At 32.3% G+C, this 21046-nt stretch carries 18 protein-coding genes; 3 read left to right on the forward strand and 15 right to left on the reverse strand.

What is annotated here, in order from left to right; genetic code table 11:
• The first annotated feature begins 19 nt into the window (after positions 1–19).
• Positions 20–328 (forward strand): late competence development ComFB family protein, encoded by a 309-nt coding sequence (locus tag VJ881_06405; protein HKL75681.1) that lies wholly within the window; start codon positions 20–22, stop codon positions 326–328.
• Between the two features lie 65 nt (positions 329–393).
• Here the strand turns inward: VJ881_06405 and VJ881_06410 are convergent, their stop codons facing one another.
• The 8 genes from VJ881_06410 to VJ881_06445 all read right to left on the reverse strand — a co-directional run bounded on the left by VJ881_06410 (position 394) and on the right by VJ881_06445 (position 8626).
• Positions 394–1428, reverse strand: a complete 1035-nt coding sequence (locus VJ881_06410) for an L-erythro-3,5-diaminohexanoate dehydrogenase (protein ID HKL75682.1) — start codon at positions 1426–1428, stop codon at positions 394–396.
• A gap of 97 nt (positions 1429–1525) precedes the next feature.
• Complete coding sequence (locus VJ881_06415) at positions 1526–2341, reverse strand: 3-keto-5-aminohexanoate cleavage protein (protein ID HKL75683.1); 816 nt, start codon at positions 2339–2341, stop codon at positions 1526–1528.
• Positions 2342–2355: 14 nt separating this feature from the next.
• The gene (locus tag VJ881_06420) at positions 2356–2742 is read right to left on the reverse strand and encodes a hotdog fold domain-containing protein (protein HKL75684.1); all 387 of its coding nucleotides are present in this window, start codon (positions 2740–2742) and stop codon (positions 2356–2358) included.
• A 26-nt stretch (positions 2743–2768) separates the two neighbouring features.
• On the reverse strand, positions 2769–3515 hold the full coding sequence (locus tag VJ881_06425) for an OAM dimerization domain-containing protein (protein HKL75685.1): 747 nt from the start codon (positions 3513–3515) through the stop codon (positions 2769–2771).
• Positions 3515–5074, reverse strand: coding sequence for a lysine 5,6-aminomutase subunit alpha (locus VJ881_06430; protein HKL75686.1), 1560 nt, complete (start codon positions 5072–5074; stop codon positions 3515–3517). The genes VJ881_06425 and VJ881_06430 overlap by 1 nt, the downstream gene beginning before the upstream one ends.
• Positions 5075–5079: 5 nt before the next feature.
• Positions 5080–6000 carry a hypothetical protein gene (locus tag VJ881_06435; GenBank protein ID HKL75687.1) on the reverse strand — a complete coding sequence of 307 codons (921 nt, stop codon included), beginning with the start codon at positions 5998–6000 and terminating at the stop codon, positions 5080–5082.
• A 219-nt stretch (positions 6001–6219) separates the two neighbouring features.
• Positions 6220–7155: a lysine exporter LysO family protein gene (locus tag VJ881_06440; GenBank protein HKL75688.1), complete on the reverse strand. Its 936-nt coding sequence runs from the start codon at positions 7153–7155 to the stop codon at positions 6220–6222.
• Between the two features lies 1 nt (position 7156).
• Positions 7157–8626 (reverse strand): sigma 54-interacting transcriptional regulator, encoded by a 1470-nt coding sequence (locus VJ881_06445; GenBank protein ID HKL75689.1) that lies wholly within the window; start codon positions 8624–8626, stop codon positions 7157–7159.
• Between the two features lie 174 nt (positions 8627–8800).
• Here VJ881_06445 and VJ881_06450 point away from each other — a divergent pair, with 174 nt between their 5' ends.
• Positions 8801–10417 (forward strand): amidohydrolase, encoded by a 1617-nt coding sequence (locus VJ881_06450; protein ID HKL75690.1) that lies wholly within the window; start codon positions 8801–8803, stop codon positions 10415–10417.
• A gap of 59 nt (positions 10418–10476) precedes the next feature.
• Here the strand turns inward: VJ881_06450 and VJ881_06455 are convergent, their stop codons facing one another.
• On the reverse strand, positions 10477–11547 hold the full coding sequence (locus VJ881_06455; GenBank protein ID HKL75691.1) for an alanine/ornithine racemase family PLP-dependent enzyme: 1071 nt from the start codon (positions 11545–11547) through the stop codon (positions 10477–10479).
• A gap of 244 nt (positions 11548–11791) precedes the next feature.
• Here VJ881_06455 and ablA point away from each other — a divergent pair, with 244 nt between their 5' ends.
• The gene (gene ablA, locus VJ881_06460) at positions 11792–12994 is read left to right on the forward strand and encodes a lysine 2,3-aminomutase (GenBank protein HKL75692.1); all 1203 of its coding nucleotides are present in this window, start codon (positions 11792–11794) and stop codon (positions 12992–12994) included.
• A 101-nt stretch (positions 12995–13095) separates the two neighbouring features.
• Here ablA and VJ881_06465 read toward each other — a convergent pair whose 3' ends face one another.
• The 6 genes from VJ881_06465 to VJ881_06490 form a co-directional block, all read right to left on the reverse strand.
• Entirely contained in the window at positions 13096–13878 is a 783-nt protein-coding gene (locus VJ881_06465) for an enoyl-CoA hydratase-related protein (protein ID HKL75693.1), read from the reverse strand.
• A 15-nt stretch (positions 13879–13893) separates the two neighbouring features.
• Complete coding sequence (locus VJ881_06470) at positions 13894–14736, reverse strand: 3-hydroxybutyryl-CoA dehydrogenase (GenBank protein ID HKL75694.1); 843 nt, start codon at positions 14734–14736, stop codon at positions 13894–13896.
• A gap of 115 nt (positions 14737–14851) precedes the next feature.
• On the reverse strand, positions 14852–15889 hold the full coding sequence (locus VJ881_06475) for a zinc-binding dehydrogenase (GenBank protein HKL75695.1): 1038 nt from the start codon (positions 15887–15889) through the stop codon (positions 14852–14854).
• A gap of 153 nt (positions 15890–16042) precedes the next feature.
• Positions 16043–17500 carry a Na+/H+ antiporter NhaC gene (gene nhaC, locus VJ881_06480; protein HKL75696.1) on the reverse strand — a complete coding sequence of 486 codons (1458 nt, stop codon included), beginning with the start codon at positions 17498–17500 and terminating at the stop codon, positions 16043–16045.
• Between the two features lie 311 nt (positions 17501–17811).
• Positions 17812–19266: a Na+/H+ antiporter NhaC gene (gene nhaC, locus VJ881_06485; GenBank protein ID HKL75697.1), complete on the reverse strand. Its 1455-nt coding sequence runs from the start codon at positions 19264–19266 to the stop codon at positions 17812–17814.
• A gap of 159 nt (positions 19267–19425) precedes the next feature.
• Positions 19426–20634: a M20/M25/M40 family metallo-hydrolase gene (locus tag VJ881_06490; GenBank protein HKL75698.1), complete on the reverse strand. Its 1209-nt coding sequence runs from the start codon at positions 20632–20634 to the stop codon at positions 19426–19428.
• Positions 20635–21046 lie beyond the last annotated feature (412 nt).

A 21046-nucleotide genomic window follows, 5' to 3' on the forward strand; every position in this document is an offset into this window, starting at 1 on the left:
TTGAAGGAGATGATAAATAATGGCTGATAAAGATTTTGTGCAATTACAGGAAAATTTACATAATCATACTGAAGATTTGGTATTAGAAGAATTAGAAAATATATTAAGCAAGGATAAATTCTCTCATGTATGCCAGTGTGAACAATGTTTATTAGATATGGCATCTTTTACTTTAAATAGAATACCTGCAAAATATATCGCAAGTCATACTGGAAGCATTCATGCTAAATTAAATGAATTTGAGCAACAATATATGGTAGATATCACTTCTACTATAACTAAAGCCATCCAGATAGTTGCTAAAAATCCAAGACATAATGAGAAATAAACAAAGTCAAAAGGGCACGGTTAACTAAAACCGTACCCTTTTTTTAAGTTTATTTGATTTAATTTTTAAACATAAAGTCTTTCAAAAATATCTCTTAAATGCTTATTTTCTCTCAAAATTTCAAGAGAAATTTCAGCATGTCCTTTAGTATAACCATTTCCTACTATCATTTCTACATCTTTACCTACACCTTCAGCACCTAAGGCCGCTTTTGTAAAGCTTGTTGCCATACTGAAGAAATAGACTAATCCTCCATCTTTAGTTGGAAGAATTGAACCCATTTCTGTATTAGGTATGTTTACATTATTGATTACTACATCAACTAACTCACCATCAGTGGCTTCCTGTACTAACTCAAGAACTTCAAGTGGGTTAGTAGCATCTCCCTGTAAAACTTCATCTGCCAATCCAAGTTCTTCTATTCTTTCAGTACTGGAATCACTATGGCCCATTCCGAGAACTTTTCCTGTTACTCCTGCTCTCTTATGAGCTTCATGGAGACAGAGCATACCTGACTTTCCTCCAGCACCTATAATTAGAACATTATCTCCAGGTTCAACTAATTTAGCAGTTTGAGCTGCTGCTCCTGCTACATCAAGTACAGCTAATGCCAATGTTTCTTCCATATCTTCTGGAAGCTTAGCATAAATTCCACTTTCAAAAAGAATTGCTTTTCCATCAATATGCACCTGATCAATATCTTTTTTAACTTCCTTAATCTTATCTATACGAAGAGGTGTCAGTGAAAGAGAGACTAAAGTTGCTATTTTATCTCCAACCTCTATATCTCTATCTTCAAGTGCTGGCCCTATTTTTTCTACAGTACCAATTAACATTCCTCCAGAACCAGTTACTGGGTTATGATGTTTTCCTCTTTCAGCAACTATTTCTTTCATTTTTTCTTTTATTTTGGCTACATCTCCACCAGCTTCTTCTTCAATTTGAGTAAAACTGGCTGAATCAATATTAAGAGTCTGAACATCAATCAAAATCTCATTATCATAAATCTCCATATTATTGTCAATTTTGTCAGCTGGCTGAGGTAAAACTCCTTTTGGTTCTAAAACACGGTGAACTCCATACTTGTTTCCTTTTTTCATAAATTATCACACCTTTCTGATTTTTTAAATTATTTTTATTAAAAAAACAGGGAATATCATTTTTTTATTCCCTGTTTGTTAAACTCAGGTGTCTAAATTATTTAAGACCTAAAATTTCTCTAGCTTCATCAGGAGTAGCAACTTCTCTGCCAAGTTCATCAGCTAATCTTACTATTCTTTCTACCAATTGAGCATTACTTTCAGCTAATTCACCTTTTTTATAATAAATATTATCTTCAAAACCAACTCTGGCATGTCCGCCCATCATAATTGCATGGGTGGCCATTGGAAGTTGATGTCTCCCAACCCCAGCTACTGTCCAACTTGCCTCTTCTGGAATCTGGTCTACCATAAAGCTTAAATTTTTAACTGAGGCTTTCATGGCTCCTGGAACTCCAAGTACAAAATCAAAATGCATATGTTTATTTAAAAGCCCTTTTTTCTTTAGATAAAGAGCATTATGAATATGACCTGGTTCAAAACATTCTAATTCTGGTAAAATATCTAATTTATCCATTTCTTCCGCAAAATTTTTCATAAGTGGTAAATCATTTACAAAAACATCATTACCAAAATTAGTAGTACCACAATCTAAAGTTGCCATTTCTGGTTCTAAATAGACTGGTTGGATTCTTTCTTCCCAACTCATCCCGGCAGCACCACCAGTAGATGGTTGAACAATCGCTTTAACATTTTTTTCTTCCATTGCTTTTAAAGCATCTGCAAAAACTTCTTTGCTTTGAGTTGGATTGCCTTCTTCATCTCGAACATGAACATGAATAATTGAAGCTCCTGCTTCTTCAGCTTTCTTAGCTTCTTCAGCTAATTCTTCAGCTGTGATAGGCAAATTAGGATTGTCTTCTTTAGTAACTTCAGCACCACAAATAGCTGCTGTTATTATTAACTTTTCCATTTATTTAACCCTCCCTAATTTCTCTGCTTATCTTCTGGAACGACACAGGTTCCGCTTGCTTTACATACAACTATAGGCTCTTCAAGTACATCACAGGCTGAATCAGCTTCAGCATCTTCTGCAGGTTTTATAACTTTTTTAGCAACAAACTCCATTTTGCGGGAAGTGTTACCTTTCTCTACAATTTTCCCTGTTGCTTCAATATAATCACCAGCATAAACTGGAGCTGTGAATTCTACATCATCATAGGCTAAAAACAGTCCCTCATCACCATCATTTCTAATAAGAAGTTCTGTAGCAACATCTCCAAACAATTCTAACATTTTCGCCCCATCTACTAAATTACCAGCATAGTGGGCATCATTAGTCCCCATTCTTAATCTAATCATAACTTCTTCCATAATTTATACCTCCTAAAATAATTACACTAATCATTTTCTTCTTCATCAAGTTTTTGGACAATATATGAGGCAACATCAGGTGGAACAGTTCCCGGTCCAAATCCTGCATCAAAACCTAATTCTAGTGCTAATTCATGGGTGATTCTCGGTCCACCTAAAATCAATAAAAACTCATCTCTTAAATCTTCAGCTTCTAATAATTCAACAAGTTCAGTTAAATTTTTAATATGAACATCTTTTTGGGTTACAACCTGTGAAACAAGAATTGCATCAGCATCTTCTGCAACTGCTTTTTCAATAAGTTCTGAGTTAGGTACCTGACTACCCATATTAAAGGCATTAATTTCCGGGTATCTTTCCAATCCATATTCACCAGCATAACCTTTCATGTTCATAATTGCATCAAGTCCAACTGTATGAGCATCAGAACCTGTACAGGCTCCTACTACCGTTACTTTTCTACCAAGTTTTTCTTTAATAAAATCATTGACTTCATAATAACTCATAGTTTCTGTTTCTACTTTTGCTACTTTTATTTTAGTAGCATCTACAGTGTGCTTTAATTTTCCATAAAGAACATGAAAACTAAATCCTTCACCTAAATCCTTCATTTCTACCGCACTTACCTCTTCAAGCCCCATTTTATTAGCCAGCTGCTTGGCAGCTTCACTTGCTTCAAGACTTGCTTCAAGAGGAAGGGTAAAACTAAGCTGAACCTTACCATCATCCATTGTATCTCCATATGGTTTTACTTTTGTCATATCAACTTCCATTAGATATCCAACCCCTCCCTAAATAAATCTAAAAATGGATTATAATAATTTTCTCCTTTTTCAATAACTCCATCTGCACCTTTACCTCCAGTTTTAGGTCTGGAGATATTAGCAAACATACCATCTTCAAGAGCCTGCATTAAACCTTCGTCTGCAATATCTTCTAACATTTCAGTTGTTTCTTTTAATACTTTATCTGCTCTTTGTTGTATTTTTCCATCAGGTTTAAACATAATCTCATCACCAAGATTACGAGCATTATTAAATACATACTGAGCATTTTCAATTGCCAGAGCTCTATCCTGTATAAATGGTGTATGAATAGCTTCTGTTAACATCCCTAAAAGTTGAATACCCTGTCCAGTCATAATTGAAGCTAAGTTGAACATACCATCCATTAAATGTCCTTTGAAAATATCACCTGACATGTATTTTGTGGGAGGCATATATTTTAATGGAGCATCAGGGAAAATTTGACGAATCATTTGAGCCTGAGCAATTTCCATCAAAAATCCATCTTCGATTGTTGGATCCATTTCAAATGCATGACCTAAACCCAATTGTTCAGGTTTTAAACCTGATCTTAAACCTAATTCTTCATTGATAAATTGAGATGCTAAAACAGTATGTGCTTCTTCAACTGCATCAGCAGTAGTCAGATAATTATCTTCACCTGTATTAATTATTACACCAGCATGGGCATTTATCATTCTGGAAAAATACTGGTCAATAAAGGTTCTCTTCATATTTATATCTCTGAATAAAATACCATACATCGAATCATTAAGCATCATATCCAATCTTTCAAAAGCTCCCATTGCTGCTATTTCAGGCATACAAAGTCCAGAACAATAATTAACTAATTGAATATATCGGCCTTCTTCTTTACCAACTTCATCCAGACCTTCTCTCATAATTCTGAAATTTTCCTGAGTGGCATATGTTCCACCAAAACCTTCGGTTGTAGCTCCATAAGGAACATAATCCAGTAAACTTTGAGCAGTACTTCTGATTACAGCAACAATATCTGCTCCTTCTCTGGCTGCAGCTTTAGCCTGTTTTAAATCCTCATAAATATTACCTGTGGCTACTATTACATATAGCCAGGGTTTGGGACCGGTAGGTGTTTCTTCCTGTAATTCATCTCTTTCTCTTCTATTATCAGCAATAGATTCTACACTTTCCTTAGCTAAATCTTCAATTGCATCTTTTATCTCTTTTAAGTCATGTTCTTTCAATTCTGTTAAGTTCAAATTGCCTTCAGCTACTTCTTCAGCAATTTCCTGAGGAGATTTACCAGTTTCAATTACAGCATTACCTATCCAATATGCAATTCCTTTATCTAATTCATCACTTTTAAAAACCTGATCAACAACAACATTAGGTAGTGGAATTTCTTCTTCATCTATTCCATCAATACCAAATAGTCGCGCAACTGTCCTTTCTACACTTGTTGTCGTATTTTCATCAATATGAATTTGAATACCATCCGCAATGTCCTGTGAAGCCTGTCTTGCCCTATCTACTAACTCCTGATCAACATTTAACTTTTCTTGCAAATTAATCACCTCTCTATTGTTTTGTATTTTTCACTCATTATGTCATAGATTGGAATCTCTGATAATTTTGTTTTCAATCCATTTATGATTTTTTCTGAATTTAAAGATGGACTATAAGGACTTGTTGGATTAACTGTAACAGCTAATAAATTAATATTATTTAAAACTTCCAATTTAATTTCTGATTTTTCCAGTAAGTTTAAATTTCTTTTATTCAAAAATACTCTTGTACCATCTCTTACAATCAAATTAATTTCTTTTAGATTAAGATCATAAATTATTTTTTCAGCAAATCTATCAATTAAAGCCCCGTTAATTATTAAAGATTCAATATTTTTATAATCCTTATTTTTTAATTCTTTAATATGACCAAAACTTGTTTCTGATGTTAATGGTTCACTACTTCCATCTTTATAGACTATACCATCCTGATTCTTTGCTAAAAATTCCTTGGCCTTATCTCGCAAACCAGAATCTTTTACCTCAGCAAGAGATAATCGTCGGATTTCATGGAATGTTTTTTTAATCACTAAATCTTCCGTATTTCCCACTACTGCTCCTGTTGCAATTATGAAAGCATCAGTAAGTGCTGGCATTGCAGAACTTCTACGATCAAGAGCTCCATCAATTAAGGTTAAATCAATATCTGATGGCATCATCTCCTTTATTTTTTTAACTCTACTGGAAGAGTTAATACCAACCAGTTCGATATATCCTCCTTTAGTAAAACTTTTATATATATTTACTTCACCCATCAGACTATCTATTCCTGTTCTGGCGATTATATCTGCCTGAATATCACTTTTTTTATAAGCATTATGAGCTGTAACAAAAACAGTGTTAGGTGGAATATAAATCCGAGGTTTTTCCTGGAGGGTAATAGCATCAACCTTTTCTCCATCACGACCATAAGAAATCAAAGCCAAATTTATATTTCTATTTACTGCTTCCTTTACTATTGTGTTTAAGGTTACAGTTTTACCTGCATTTTTTGCCAGTCCGATGATAGCAAGATGTTCAACTTTATTTAAATCTATATATTCTATTAATTTTTTGTTTTTTATAGTAATCCCCCCTTAACTAAATTTCATTTTTTCTGATTTCCATCTTATATATAATGCAATTAGTATGCCACTTCTCAAAAATTAAAGACCTATTAAAAATGGAACCAAAATCGGAACTAAAATAGAAAGAACAGCTCCACTAAAAAATGCAGGAATCACTGTTTCATCTCCCGCAGTCTTTTTAATAACAGGTAAAGTTACATCCATAGTAGTAGCTCCACCTGGGGCAATACCTGTAAGTTTCCCAAAATATTTTACTACAAATGGAAGACTAATTATTGTAATTAATTCTCTGAAAACATTAGCTAAAAAGGCTATTGAACCAAGTTCTACACTATGTAATTTACTCAAAATAACTCCTGAAAGACTGTACCAGCCAAATCCAGCTCCTACAGCTGCAGCTTCATTTGAAGCCAGACCTATAAAAAATCCTACAATAATAGCACCTACTATACTACCAACCGCAATCAAAAATGGTAAAGCTAAAATTTGCCATCCTAAATTTTTTAACTGGGCAAATATCTCTTTGTTTTTACCTAAATCTACTCCAACTCCAAAAAGAAGAGCAGCCAGAGCATAAGTAGTTATTTTATCCATAATATCCAATAAACTTTCGGGTAAAAAGAAAAGCCCAATTAAAATTCCAAAAATTACTGAAGCTACAATCATATAAGTCATATAGTGGTCACTTTCTTCTTCTATCTTATCTTCTTTTAACTTTTCATTTTTACTTTTTTCTTCAATTTTTGCTTCAAAACGAAGACTGAAAATTTTCACTAAAAACAGGCTCCCCATTATACTCCCTACAGCCATAAAAAAAGCCTGTAAACCTATCTGATCTAACTGATTTAATATCTCAGAATCCATACCAATTTTAGCTCCCATAGAAGCAAGAAGAATTATCAGACCAAAAGTTGTTATATAACCTGCTAATTTAAAGATCCAATCTCCAAAAAATTTAAAATATCCTATTAAAAAACCTGTTAATAAAAATGCAATTATTAGTCCCATATTCATACTAAAAATCACCCTTTTTAATATTATATTTTTTTATTTTATATTGTAATGATTGTCTTGAGATACTTAAATTTCTTGCCGCTTCACTTATATTACCTTCAGCTCGCTCTAAAGATTTTTTTATAAGTTTAACTTCTAAATTTTCCATTACTTCCTCTAAAGGAGGTAATTCATCTTCTTTAATTGAATTACAATCAAGACCAACTGGTGAAAGATCTATATTATTTAATCTTTCTCTAATATATCTTGGAAGAATTTCATGTGTTATTTTATTTTCATTCTGCACCATATTAAAAGCACTTTCAATAACATGTTGTAATTCTCTTACATTACCGGGCCAACTATAATTTAAAAAAGTATTAATCACTTTTTCGTCAATTTCTTTAATATTTTTCGAAAATTTTTGATTATATTTTTCCAGAAAATAATCAACAAGAACTGATATATCTTCTTCTCTTTTACGGAGAGGAGGAATTTCAATATAAACAACACTTAATCTATAAAACAAATCTTCCCGAAGTTTATTTTCTGAAAACGCTTTATCAGGGTGAGTATTCATAGTTGTAATAACTCTGACATCGACTTTCTTTTCCTTTTGGCCGCCTACTCTTCTTACTTTCTTTTCCTGGAGCACTCTTAATAACTTAGCCTGTAAGGAAAGATCCATTGAATTTATTTCATCAAGTAAAATTGTACCTCCATTAGCCTGTTCAAATAAACCGGCTCTACTCTTAGCCCCGGTAAACCCGCCTTTTTGAGTACCAAAAAGTAAACCTTCTAATAAATCTTTAGGTAAAGCAGCACAATTTTGGGCAATAAAAGGCTTATCTGACCTTTTACTTGCATTATGAATACTTTGAGCAAAAAGTTCTTTTCCTGTTCCAGTTTCTCCATATAACAAAACTGAAGAATCACTACCGGCTGCTCTCATTGCTTCTCTCAAAGTTATTTTAAAAACTTCATCTTCTCCAATTATATCTTTAAAAGTATAAGTTGTATTATTATCTTTTTTTATTTGTGTTTTTTCATTTTTGGATTTTTGCTGACCTACATTAATTTTAGCTCTTAAATCACTTACATTTTCTACTAATTCTTCTAAAAGAGTTATATCTCTTGAAATCTCCATTGCTCCCATCTCACCAGTACTTAACTTTAAGGGTACAGTTTTATTAACAGTAGTAATTCTTTTTCCCTTAGTATTAATAAATGTCTGTTGAGTCTTTTCTATTGATTCCCCGGTTTTTATTGTTTGCATCAGGGTGCTTGTTTCTAAAGTTAAAGAAGGATATACTTCAAATAAATTTTTTCCTATTACTTCTTCAGGTTCAAGGCCATCTATTTCAGATACTTTTTTATTATAGGCAATAGTTGTACCTTCTCTATCCACAATATGAATCCCCTCATCTAAAGAGTCCAGAATCATATTTAAATTTTTGTTATTTACAAATTTTTCTATTTCGTCTTTTAACATAATAAATTGTCCTCCTTATTTTATACCTTTCTCTATTTATATTTAATATCCTTTATTTTTAGCAAAATTTTTTTCAGAGATGCAAATTATTTTTCGAAATTATTTTTGCTATATCAATTAATTAAATGGTATAATTATTGCATCAGTTAATATAATGAAAGGAGTTGTCGAAAAATGAAATTATTTATTAACGCAAATCTCATCTCCTCTGCTTTTGCAGAACAGAAACTGTCGAGTTTTGTTGTTAACAATAAAGGAAAAATAGTGGAAAAAGGCAAAAAAAGTAAGCTAAAAGAAAAATATCCTAAAGCTAAAATAAAAGATTTGGAAGAGAAAACAGTAATTCCCGGTTTAAATGACTCACATCTGCACTTATTTCAATATGGACTTGCAAAAAGTAAAATAGATCTTTCAGAAACAACTTCAATAAAAGAGATTCAAGAAAAAGTGAAAAATTATATTGCTAATAATGAGTTAAAAGAAAATGAATGGATTGAAGGTAAAGGTTGGAATGATGAAAATTTTGATAATCCTGCTTTTCCAACTTCTGATGACTTAGATGAAATTTCTGAAGAACATCCTATAATTTTAAAAAGAACCTGTTTTCATGTAGCAGCTGTAAATTCAAAAGCTCTGCAATTTTGTAATATAGATAAAAACACACCTGATCCTGAAGGAGGAGAATTAGGAAAAGATAATAAAGGAAAACCAAATGGTTTGCTTTATGATGAGGCTATTGAACTAATTGAAAATATGATTCCTCAAAAAGAAGTTGATGAAATAAAAAAGATTTTAAAAGAAAGTTTTAATGATGCCCTTAAAACAGGTTTAACTTCATTACAGGTAGATGATTTTTTCAATATTGAAAATCCAGAAAAAGTACTTGAAGCTTATCTAGAATTGAGAGAAAATAATGAAATCCCATTGAGAATAAACCTTCAAATGAGAATTCCTTCTAAAAAGAAAATGGATGAATTTGAAAAAAGAGGTCTAATCACTGGATATGGAGATGATTATTTTAAAATAGGTCCAGTTAAATTTGTACTTGATGGTTCACTCGGGGCCAGAACAGCAGCCCTTAAAGAACCATATAATGACAAAAAATCTACTAAAGGAAAAAAACTATATAAACAGGATAAATTTAATGAAATATGTAAATATGCAGCAGATAAAGATTTTCAGATTGCTGTCCATGCCATTGGCGATAAGGCAATTGAAATGGCTTTAACTGGTTTTGATTATGCCTATGAAAATGATCAAATTGCTACTAATAATAGGCCTATAATTGTACATGCTCAGATAAGTAATAATAATTTAAACAATGAGATGAAAAACAAAGGAATTATTGCTTCAATTCAGCCAATATTTCTCAAATCAGACTGGCAGGCAATTGAAAATCGGGTTGGCAAAAATAGAAGTAAGATGAGTTATCCCTGGAAGAGTTATTATGACAAAGGTATAAGTCTTTCTGGAAGTTCAGATGCTCCTATTGAACCTTTTAATCCCTTCTTAGGTATTTATGCAGCTGTTACAAGACAGGATTTTAATGAAAAACCTAAAGATGGCTGGAAACCAAAAGAAAAAATGAGTATAGCTGAAGCCTTAGAAATTTTTACAAAAGGCAGTGCTTACCAATCTTTTGAAGAAGATATTAAAGGCAATTTAGAAACAGGGAAGCTTGCAGATTTTCTGGTAATAGATAGAAATATTAAAAAAATTGATAAAAATAAAATAAAAGATATTCAAGTTTTAGAAACTTATGTAGGCGGAAATTTAGTATATCAAAAATAAAAAAATTTAAAGGTGGATGAATAATCTCATCCACCTTTTTTTATATATTACTCAAATTTTTATTGTTCATAAGTTTTATATACATACTCTGAAGTCATTACTGCAAGCATTGCCCCATAATCAAGACTAAATTCTAATTCATCTCCAACCTGAAAATTTCTATTTATCTCTGTCAAATCAACTAATAAATGATCACTGCTTGCTCCAATAATCTCTGCGTTTTCAAGCATTGGAGTTAAACCATCTACTTTAACATCCTGTCTGCCTATAGCTAAAATTGCTCTTAACCTAATTCCTTTATCTTCAAATTGTGGTTTATTACCAAAGGCATCATGCCCAATTTTTCCCTTTGGCACTGAAGGTTTTTCTTTTAATTCTATAATTTTAGCACTTAAAGTGAAATTATCCTGATTTTGTCCTTTTATTTTTCTTTGATGCGTAATATCTGTTCCCTGTAATATACCTTCACCTATTCTAAAATTAGTTATACCCTCTGGTAATTGATCATTATCAATTAATTTACTGGTAGCTGTATTCCCACCTGAAATTAATGGTAATTTAATATTAAATTCTTTTTCTAATTTTTCCTTCAAATCAACTAAAATTTTAGTATTTTCTTTTGAAGGTAATACCCCTCCATAACAACCTACATTTGTCCCAATTCCTTTTATATCTATTGCTTCTAAATCAACAATTTGTGCAAAAAATTCTTCTAAATCATCAGGTAGTACTCCTTCTCTTAAATCTCCTACATCTACCATAACTATTATTCCCTGCTTTTTGCCTTTACTTTTAGCTTTATTGTTTAAAGCTTTTATCGTTTTTAATTCACTAATTAAAGTAATATCTACATCTTCAACTACTTCTTCAACTTCACTTAGTTGAGGTAAACGAAGTAAAACCATTTCTTCTTCAAATCCTGCTTCCCGTAATTTCTTAATATTTTTTATCCTTGAATCTCCTATTGATTTAACTCCTCCTCTAATAAAAGCAGAAGCTACTTTTAAATCTCCAGCCGAACCTTTAACAACCCCGGTTAGTTTAATATCTTTTTTTTCACACTTTTCTACCATATTATTTGCATTTTCTTCAATATTTTTTAATTTGATATTTACTCTTGGTGTTTTCATAAAATATTTCCTCCTTAATCTAAGAATATTTATGCAAATTATTTTGCAATATGAAAAATATTTTTACATAAATTCCTAGTTTGCTATTTAAAATGTCAAAAAGTTTGCTCTTTAATTAAAGTTTACAACCTTTTTATAAATTAAAATTGGAACAATAATTGCATCTATATTATGATGAGTAATAATTTCACGACATTATTATAACATTTTTTAAACATTTTATCTAATCTAAGGAGGATTTCAAATGAGAGATTACCATGATATAAGTTTATGGGAAGATGTAAGTGAAGATGAATGGAAAGACTGGAAATGGCAGGTTAGAAATCGAATTACTGATGTAGAAGATCTTAAAAAAGTTGTAGATCTCACAGAAAAAGAAGAACAAGAGGTAACAGATGTAATGGGCAAATTGAGAATGGCAATAACACCTTATTATGCCCACTTAATGGATCCCCAGGACAGAGATTGTCCAATCAGAATGCAGGCTGTACCTGTTGAGAAAGAGTTAAATCTTGGTGAAGCTGATATGGAAGACCCACTTCACGAAGAAGTAGATTCACCTGTAGATAACCTAACACATCGTTATCCAGATAGAGTGCTACTACTAATTACTGACCAGTGCTCCATGTATTGCCGTCACTGTACAAGAAGAAGATTTGCCGGTCAGAAAGATAAAGCAGTACCAATGGAACAAATTGATAAAGCAATAGATTATATTAAAGAACATGACGAAATTAGAGATGTTTTATTATCTGGCGGAGATGCTTTACTCATTTCTAATGATAAGCTTGAAGAAATCATTCAAAAATTATATGCTATTCCACATGTAGAAATGATTAGAATTGGTTCCAGAACACCAGTCGTTATGCCTCAGAGAATTACTGATGATCTGGTAAACATGCTCAAAAAATATCATCCTCTATATGTAAATATTCAATTTAATCATCCAAAAGAAATCACTGAAGAATCAGCTGCTGCCTGTGCTAAGCTGGTTGACAATGGTATTCCGGTAGGCAACCAGACTGTATTATTAAAAGGTGTTAACTCCCAACCAAAAACTATGAAAAAATTAATGCAAAATTTATTGCAGATAAGAGTTAAGCCTTATTATATTTATCAATGTGACCTTTCTCAGGGAATTGAACACTTCAGAACCCCGGTTAGCCGTGGATTGGAAATAATGGAAGCCCTTCGAGGTCATACTTCAGGTTTAGCTGTTCCAACCTTTGTTGTTGACGCACCTGGTGGTGGCGGAAAAACACCTCTCAGTCCAAATTATTTAATTTCAATGGCTGAAGATAAGATTATTATGAGAAACTATGAAGGTAAGGTATTTGCTTATACAGAACCTGGTTATGATCATAATGATCATATAGCTGCAGACCTCAATGAAGGGGTAAGTGAACTGGCAGCAAGTGATAGATATTCTTTAGATGAAGAAGAATAATCAAACCTAAATATTTATAACAATTAAAATAATTAAAGGCCCTAGTTAACTAGGGCCTTTTTTTACATCAAAACAAATTTTCTGTTTTATTGATATTTTAATTATTCACCTTTAAATTCAACAGAATCTTTATTCAAAAATGCTTCCATTCCATTTTTTTGGTCTTCAGTACTAAAACAATATGAAAAAGCCTGAGTTTCATAAGAAATACCCTCTTCAATACTTCTACCTCGACTATAATTAACTGCTTCTTTTGTCATTTTTACAGCCTGCGGAGCATTTCCAGCAATATCTTCAGCTACTTCATATACTTTATTCATAAGCTCATCCTGTTTTACAACTTCATTAACAAGACCTAATTTTTTTGCTTTTTCAGCCCCAATGTTTTTTGCAGTAAAGAGAATTTCTTTAGCTTTTGCTTCACCAATAATTTTACTGAGGCGTTGAGTACCTCCAAAACCAGCAATTATTCCAAGACCAACTTCAGGCTGGCCAAATTTAGCATTATCAGAGGCAAATCTCATATCACAGGCTAAGGCAAGTTCATTACCTCCACCTAAAGCAAAACCATTTACTGCTGCAACAACCGGTTTGGAACATTTTTCAATCATATTAAAAGCTTTATGTCCTGATTCAGCAAATTTTTTGGCCTGAATACTATTTTTATCTTTCATTTCAGAAATATCTGCACCTGCAACAAAAGCTTTTTCACCGGCTCCTGTTAAAATAATAACCCTTGTTTCTTCATCATTATCTAGCTTTTGAAATGCTTTTTCTAAGTCTTTTAATACATTACTATTAAGCGCATTGAGTACTTTAGGCCTGTTTATTTTTACTTCTGTAATATTATCTTTTTTATCTATTTTTAAATTATCAAAATCCATTATAATCCCCCTTTATTAATAACTATAAAATCCTTCTCCAGTTTTTCGACCTAACTGGTTAGCTCTAACTTTCTTTTTAAGTAAAGGGCACGGTCTATATTTTGAATCTCCAAATTCGTCATATAGGGTCTCCATTATAGCAAGGCATACATCAAGACCTATCATATCACCTAAGGCTAAAGGTCCAATTGGATGATTGGCACCTAATTTCATGGCAGTATCAATATCTTCAGCACTTGCCACTCCTTCATTTAAAAGAAATGCTGCTTCATTTATCATTGGAACTAAAATTCTATTTACAACAAATCCTGGAGCTTCATTTACTTCCACAGGACTTTTACCAAGTTCTTTTACCAGTGATTCAACTTTTTCAAAAGCTTCATCAGAAGTTGTAATACTTTTAATTAATTCTACTAATTTCATAACTGGTACTGGATTGAAAAAGTGAACACCAACTACTTTATCAGGTCTTTCAGTAACTGTAGCTATTTCTGTAATACTTAGCGCAGATGTGTTACTAGCAAGAATAGCATCATCTTTTGTAACCTCATCTAATTCTTTAAAAATCTTTTTCTTAAGCTCCATATCTTCATTTACAGCTTCAATAACTAAATCGACATCAGCTAAGTCACTTACTTCAGTCGTAGTATCAATATTTGCAAGAGTTTGATCCATCTCATCCTGAGTAATTCTTTCCTTTTTTACACTTCTTTTAAGATTCTTATTAATACCTTTTAAACCTTTTTCTACATATTCTTCTTTAATATCACGTAAAATAACCTGATAACCACCTTGAGCAATAACCTGGGCAATACCGCTCCCCATTGTTCCTGCTCCTAATACACCAACTTTTTTCATATTAATATCACCTCTCATCTAATAATTATAATACTTTAAAAAATAATTGTAAATACTTTTGTTAAATTAATCACATAACTTTTCTTTTTTACTATCTTACTTAAGTTAAAACCTTTTAATGAGTGTATAGCTTATTAAATAATTCTTTTAGTTGCTGAGATTCTCTTAAAGTTTCAAGAGCTATTGCTGCATGTCCCCTTGTATAACCATTACCAATTATCATTTCAACATCTTTACCAATACCTTCAGCTCCTAAAGCAGCTTTTGTAAAACTGGTGGCCATACTAAAGAAGTAAATAACTCCATCATCTTTAGTTGTCATTATTGAACTCATTTCTGTACTTGGTATATTTACATTATTAATAACTACATCACACATTTCTCCCTCAGTAAGCTTTTCTACTTCTTCATAAACACTTACTGCATCAGTAGCATCACCCTGAATAACTTCATCAGCTAAACCAAGATCTTCAATGCGCTGACAGGCTTTATCACTATATTCAAGAGCAATAACTTTACCAGTAATACCTGCCTGTTTTCTTGCCTGATAGAGACATAATAGACCGGACTTACCACCAGCACCTATAACAAGAACAGTATTACCAGGATAAACTAGTTTTGCTGTCTGAGCAGGTGCTCCAGCTACATCCAATACTGCTAAGGCTAAAGTTTCTGACATATCTTCTGGAAGTTTAGCATAAATTCCACTTTCAAAAAGTACAGCTTTACCTCTTATATTTACCTGATCAATTTCAGATTTAACTTCTTTTATTTCATCAATTCTTAATGGTGTTAAGGAAAGAGATACTAGAGTAGCTATTTTATCTCCAACTTCAATATCTCTTTCTTTAAGGGCAGGCCCAATTTTTTCTATTGTTCCAATCAACATTCCCCCAGAACCAGTAACTGGATTATGATGTTTACCTCTTTCTTCTACAATTTCATAAATTCTTTCTTTAATTTTTTCTTCATCTCCGTCAGCTTCCTCTTTAATTTGAGTAAAACTTGCAGAATCAATATTTAAAGTCTGGACATCAATTAAAATCTCATTATCATAAATCTCCATATCATTATCTATTTTCCAGGCCGGTTGTGGTAATGAACCCTCTGGTTCAATAACTCTGTGTACTCCATATTTGTTTCCTTTTTTCATAGTTTCTTAAATCCCCTTTCAAACTTTTTTGTAGTTTATTATATTATAATCTATATAATACCTATCTGCAATATATTAATGCATAATTTATACCATAGAAAGCCGCCTGAAATAATCAGGCGGCTTATTTATTATATTAATTTTAAATTTTTACTAAGCTGTCATTTCTTCTTCTCGATCAGCATAACCAGGATCTCCTTCTACATCACCTTCATATAACATACTAAATCCAGTGAAACCGTAAATAATAGAAACAATCGGGGTAATATAACAAAGGAAAGCAAAAGGAATATATTCAACAGTGGGTACTCCTAAAGCCCCAGTCATAAATGCACCTGATAATCCCCAGGGAACAAGTGGAGCTACTAAAGTACCTCCATCCTCAAGTGCACGAGATAAGTTTCGAGGTAAAAGTTTTAATCGTTTATAGGCTGGCATAAGCATTCTACCAGGAATAATAATAGCCATATACTGACTTGCCATAGCAAAATCAGTTATATAACTTGTAGCAACTGTAGTAGCGATAAGTCCACCAGTATTTTTAATAAGTGGCTCAATTTTATTTAAAACAACTTCTAACATATGAGTTTTCTCCATTATACCACCAAATGAGAGGGCAATAAAACCAAGAGAAACCGTCCACATCATGTTCTGTATACCACCACGCGTCAACAACTCATCTACAAATTTAAATCCAGTGTCAGATGTATATCCATAATTCATCGCATTAGTTACATCTGCAAGTGAAGCTCCCTGGAAGATCATTGCAAATATCGCACCTGTAAATGCAGCAATAATAAGACTTGGAATAGCAGGAACTTTCTTAATAGCCATAACTATCACAAGTGCAGGTGGGATTAAAAGCATTGGTCCTATTTGAAAATTATTTGATAAAGTTGCAAGTGTCTGATCAATCTGTGCTGTATTAACAGTACCTTCTCCAAAACGAAGTCCTATTATAAAATAAATAATTAGACTGATTAAAAGTGAAGGTCCAACAGTATAAATCATATGTTTTATGTGATCAAAAAGATCTGCTTCAGCAACAGCAGCTGCCAGGTTAGTAGAGTCAGATAATGGAGACATTTTATCTCCAAAGAATGAACCAGAAACAATAGCACCGGCAACTATAGGAAGAGGGATACCCAATCCTTTACCAATACCTATTAAAGCAACACCTAAGGTACCACCAGTTGTCCAGGCACTACCGGTTGCTACAGAAGTAATAGCTGTTATTAAGGCAGCTGAAACTAAAAACCAACCAGGTGACATTATCTGTAAACCATAGTAAATAATAGTTTGGATAGTACCAGAAGCAATCCAGGAACCAATAATAGCACCAATAATCATTAAAATAAGCATTGGAGCCATAGCAATACTACAACCATGTAAAATAGCATCTTCAATCTCATCCCAGGTATATCCTGATCTCATAGCAACTATAGTAGCTACCAGAGAAGCAGAAATCAAGGTAACATGAATTGGAATACCAAGCCAGAGAACAGATACTCCCATGGCTGCTACTAAATAAATTATTACAAACATTACTCCACCAAAACTAGGTAATTTTTTATCTTCTAGATCAACGTCTTTTTTTACATCATTACTCATTTATTTTTTTCCTCCTCATATTATTAATTATAAGTAATTTTTGTTTTTGAAATTTTTTTACAATTTTTAGCACAAGTTTAAACCAACTGAATGTAATTGAAATTTGATACTATTTTATTATGCTAAAACCACCTCCTATAAAATAAACTTTAAATACGTAAAAGCTTTATCCTTCTTTTTTCGACAAATTATATGAATTTTTTATAATTTATTTCAGTGTATATATAATGCAACTTCTATTCCAGGTTTTTAAGCATAAAAAAAGATCCCTTCTATTAAAAGGGACCTCTTTTTACTATATTTTTTTCATTTTACGCTTTTCCTTTTGATTCACGTTCTTCATAAGTCTCTGCCCCTTCTATATCTCCTTCATACCAAATAGCATATCCAGCATATCCATAAATTACAGCTATTATAGGTACAAAATAGCCAAGAAAAGCAAAAGGAGCATACCTAATAGTAGAAACTCCCAGTGCACCTGTAAAGAACACTCCACAAAGTCCCCAGGGAACTAGAGGTGAAAAAACAGTACCTGCATCTTCTAAAGTTCTGGAAAGAACTCTTGGTAACAATTTTTTCTTTTTGTATTCAGGAATAACCATTCTACCAGTAATAATTATAGCCATATATTGACTAGCTGTGGCTAAGTTTAAAATAATAGCAGAAGCAACTGTAGTAGAAATCAAACCACCAGTAGTTCTAATCAAACCTTCTAATTTTCCAAGAAATACTTCTAACATTCTTGTTTTTTCTAAAATTCCTCCCAAACCAACACCTATAAAACCTAAGGAAACAGTCCACATCATACTCTGTAATCCACCACGAGTTAATAAATCATCTACCATTTGTACACCTGTATCACCTGTATAACCATAGTTTGCAACATTAGTAATTTCAGTAAGAGTTGAACCCTGAAATATCATAGCTAAAATAGCTGCTACAATAGACGATATAATCATCGCAGGTAATGAAGGAACTTCTTTTATAGCCATCCAGATAATTAATATTGGAGGAATTAATAATATTGGACTAATAGTAAAATTTTCTCTTAATGTACTCAAAATAAGATCTACCTGTCCGGTATCAGCTCCGCCCTCTGTAAAAAATAATCCAAGAATTCCATAAGCAATTAAAGCGAGGATGAAAGCTGGAATTGTAGTATACATCATACTTTTGATGTGCCCAAAAAGGTCGGCTTCACCAACTGCAGAAGCCAGGTTGGTTGAATCTGATAATGGTGACATCTTATCTCCAATCATGGCCCCACTTACTACTGCTCCAGCTGTCATAGCTGCTGGAACTCCCAATCCAGCTCCAATCCCCATCATAGCAACACCTACTGTACCACCAGAAGTATAAGAACTACCTGTTGACATAGAAGTCAAAGCTACAATTACTGAAGCTGCAACTAAAAAATAACTGGGTGCCAAAATTAATAATCCATAATAAATTATTGTTTGAATAGTACCAGAGGCAATCCAGGTACCAATAACAACCCCAATAATCATTAAAATTATCATTGGTAACATAGCAATATCTGCACCATAGAGCATGGCATCCTGAATATCATCCCAACTATATCCGGTCCTCATTGCTACTATAGAGGCAATTACTATAGTTAAAATTAAAGTTACATGAACTGGTATATTTAACCAGAGAACAGAAACACCCATCCCAACGGCTAAAAACAATAAAACAAGCATTACTCCACCAAAACCAGGGACCTTATCATACCTTTCTTCACTATTATTTTGCTTATCACTCATTATTTTTCCCCCTTTGATTGTCAAATTTAATCGGATAAAATAAATATTTTTTCATAACCACCTCCTATTGCTAATTTTTTTAATATTATAACTTTTTTTAATAAAATTCTACAGCAAGCAATCAATCTTGCTCACTGTAGAAACTTTTATTATCCAGTTTTAATCTGTTAATACTTCTTTTAGATAATCATAAATTACTTCTGCAGTTTTTACAACAGTATCTAACTCTACATATTCATCTGCACTATGATAATTTTCACCATTTGGCCCAAAAACAAAAGTTGGAAGCTTGGCTCTTGCACCAAGATAGTTAAAATCTCCTACACTTGAGAAATAAGCAATCTTAGCATCTTCACCAGTTACATTGGAAACACTCTTTTTAAAACTTTGAGTATAAGGATTACTTTCAGAAACCACATATGGTAAAAAACCATCACAATTTTTATGTGGAGCATCTCTGAATTTTAAAGTAGCTTCTCCCTTAATATTTGCTCTTTTTACAGCTTCTTCAAATTCTTTTCTAATATAATTTTTATCTTCACCAATTGTTACATGACGGAAAACAGAAAATGAAGCCTGATCAGGCACAGAAAGGGGAGCACCTCCACCTTCTATATCAATTACACACATAGCTCCTGGTCCCAATTTTTCATGAGATTTTAATTCAGCATTTTCTAATTCAAGCAATACTTTAGATGCTTCACTGATAGCATTTATACCTTTTTCCGGATTAGCTCCATGGGCTGATTTTCCTTTTAGTTCAACTTCATATTTCCAGCCACCACGTGCTCCCAGACATAAACAGGGAAAATCTTCTCCAGCAAAACCACTACTGGGTTCAGGAACTATTGCTACATCAGCATTATCAGTATAACCATCTAAAATTAAATTATCTGTTCCAAGTCCAAAAGGTCCTTCTTCATCACTCACAAAAGTATATAAAATTTCTCCATTAAAATCTTCTACTGTATTTTTAAATGCTTCAACTGCCAGCATAATAGCAGCACTACCACTTTTCATGTCCAGAGAACCTACACCATACATTTTATTTCCTTCAATTTCAGCTCCTAGAGGTTCTTTTGTCCATCCATCACAAATCTCTACTGTATCAAGATGACCATTCAAAAGAACAGATGGACCTTCCTCACTTCCCTGTAGCTTACCAACTACATTTGTTCCTTCAAAATCAGTAACTTTCTTTTCATGAAATTCATGGTATTCTGCAGATAAACCTCTCTCTTTAAGCCAATTAAAGGTATATTCCATAACTTCATCTTCACGAAAAAAAGGACTGGGTATTTTAACTAAATCTGTCAAAAGTTCTTCCACACGTTCACGGTTAATAAAATCTTTAACTTCCTTTGACATTTAATTACCTCCTTAGTCTTTACTTAAAATACATAATTATCTTAACCAAATAATTTTAGATTAAAATCCATATATATAAAATATGCATTTTTTATACCACTCCATGTTTATTGTTTATTATTAATTATATTTATACAGTTATATTATATTTCTTTATTTGAAAAAATATACCTTCTTTTTTACAAAGAATATTATAATTCGCTAAAAATAAGTATTAAAAAATATTTTTCGCAAAATTTCTGTCTTTATGCAAGTTTTTTTTACAAAAACAAAAAAAATAAACCGACCTGTCTAAGGTCGGCAATACGGGTGATAATATTTATTTATGAAGCTTATTTGATATCAATTGTTTTCTTTTTAGGAGTTTGTTTTTCTTTTTTAGGAAGAGTTACTTCTAAAATTCCATTTTCAT

This window comes from Halanaerobiales bacterium (assembly GCA_035270125.1).
In the GTDB taxonomy this organism is placed as follows: domain Bacteria; phylum Bacillota; class Halanaerobiia; order Halanaerobiales; family DATFIM01; genus DATFIM01.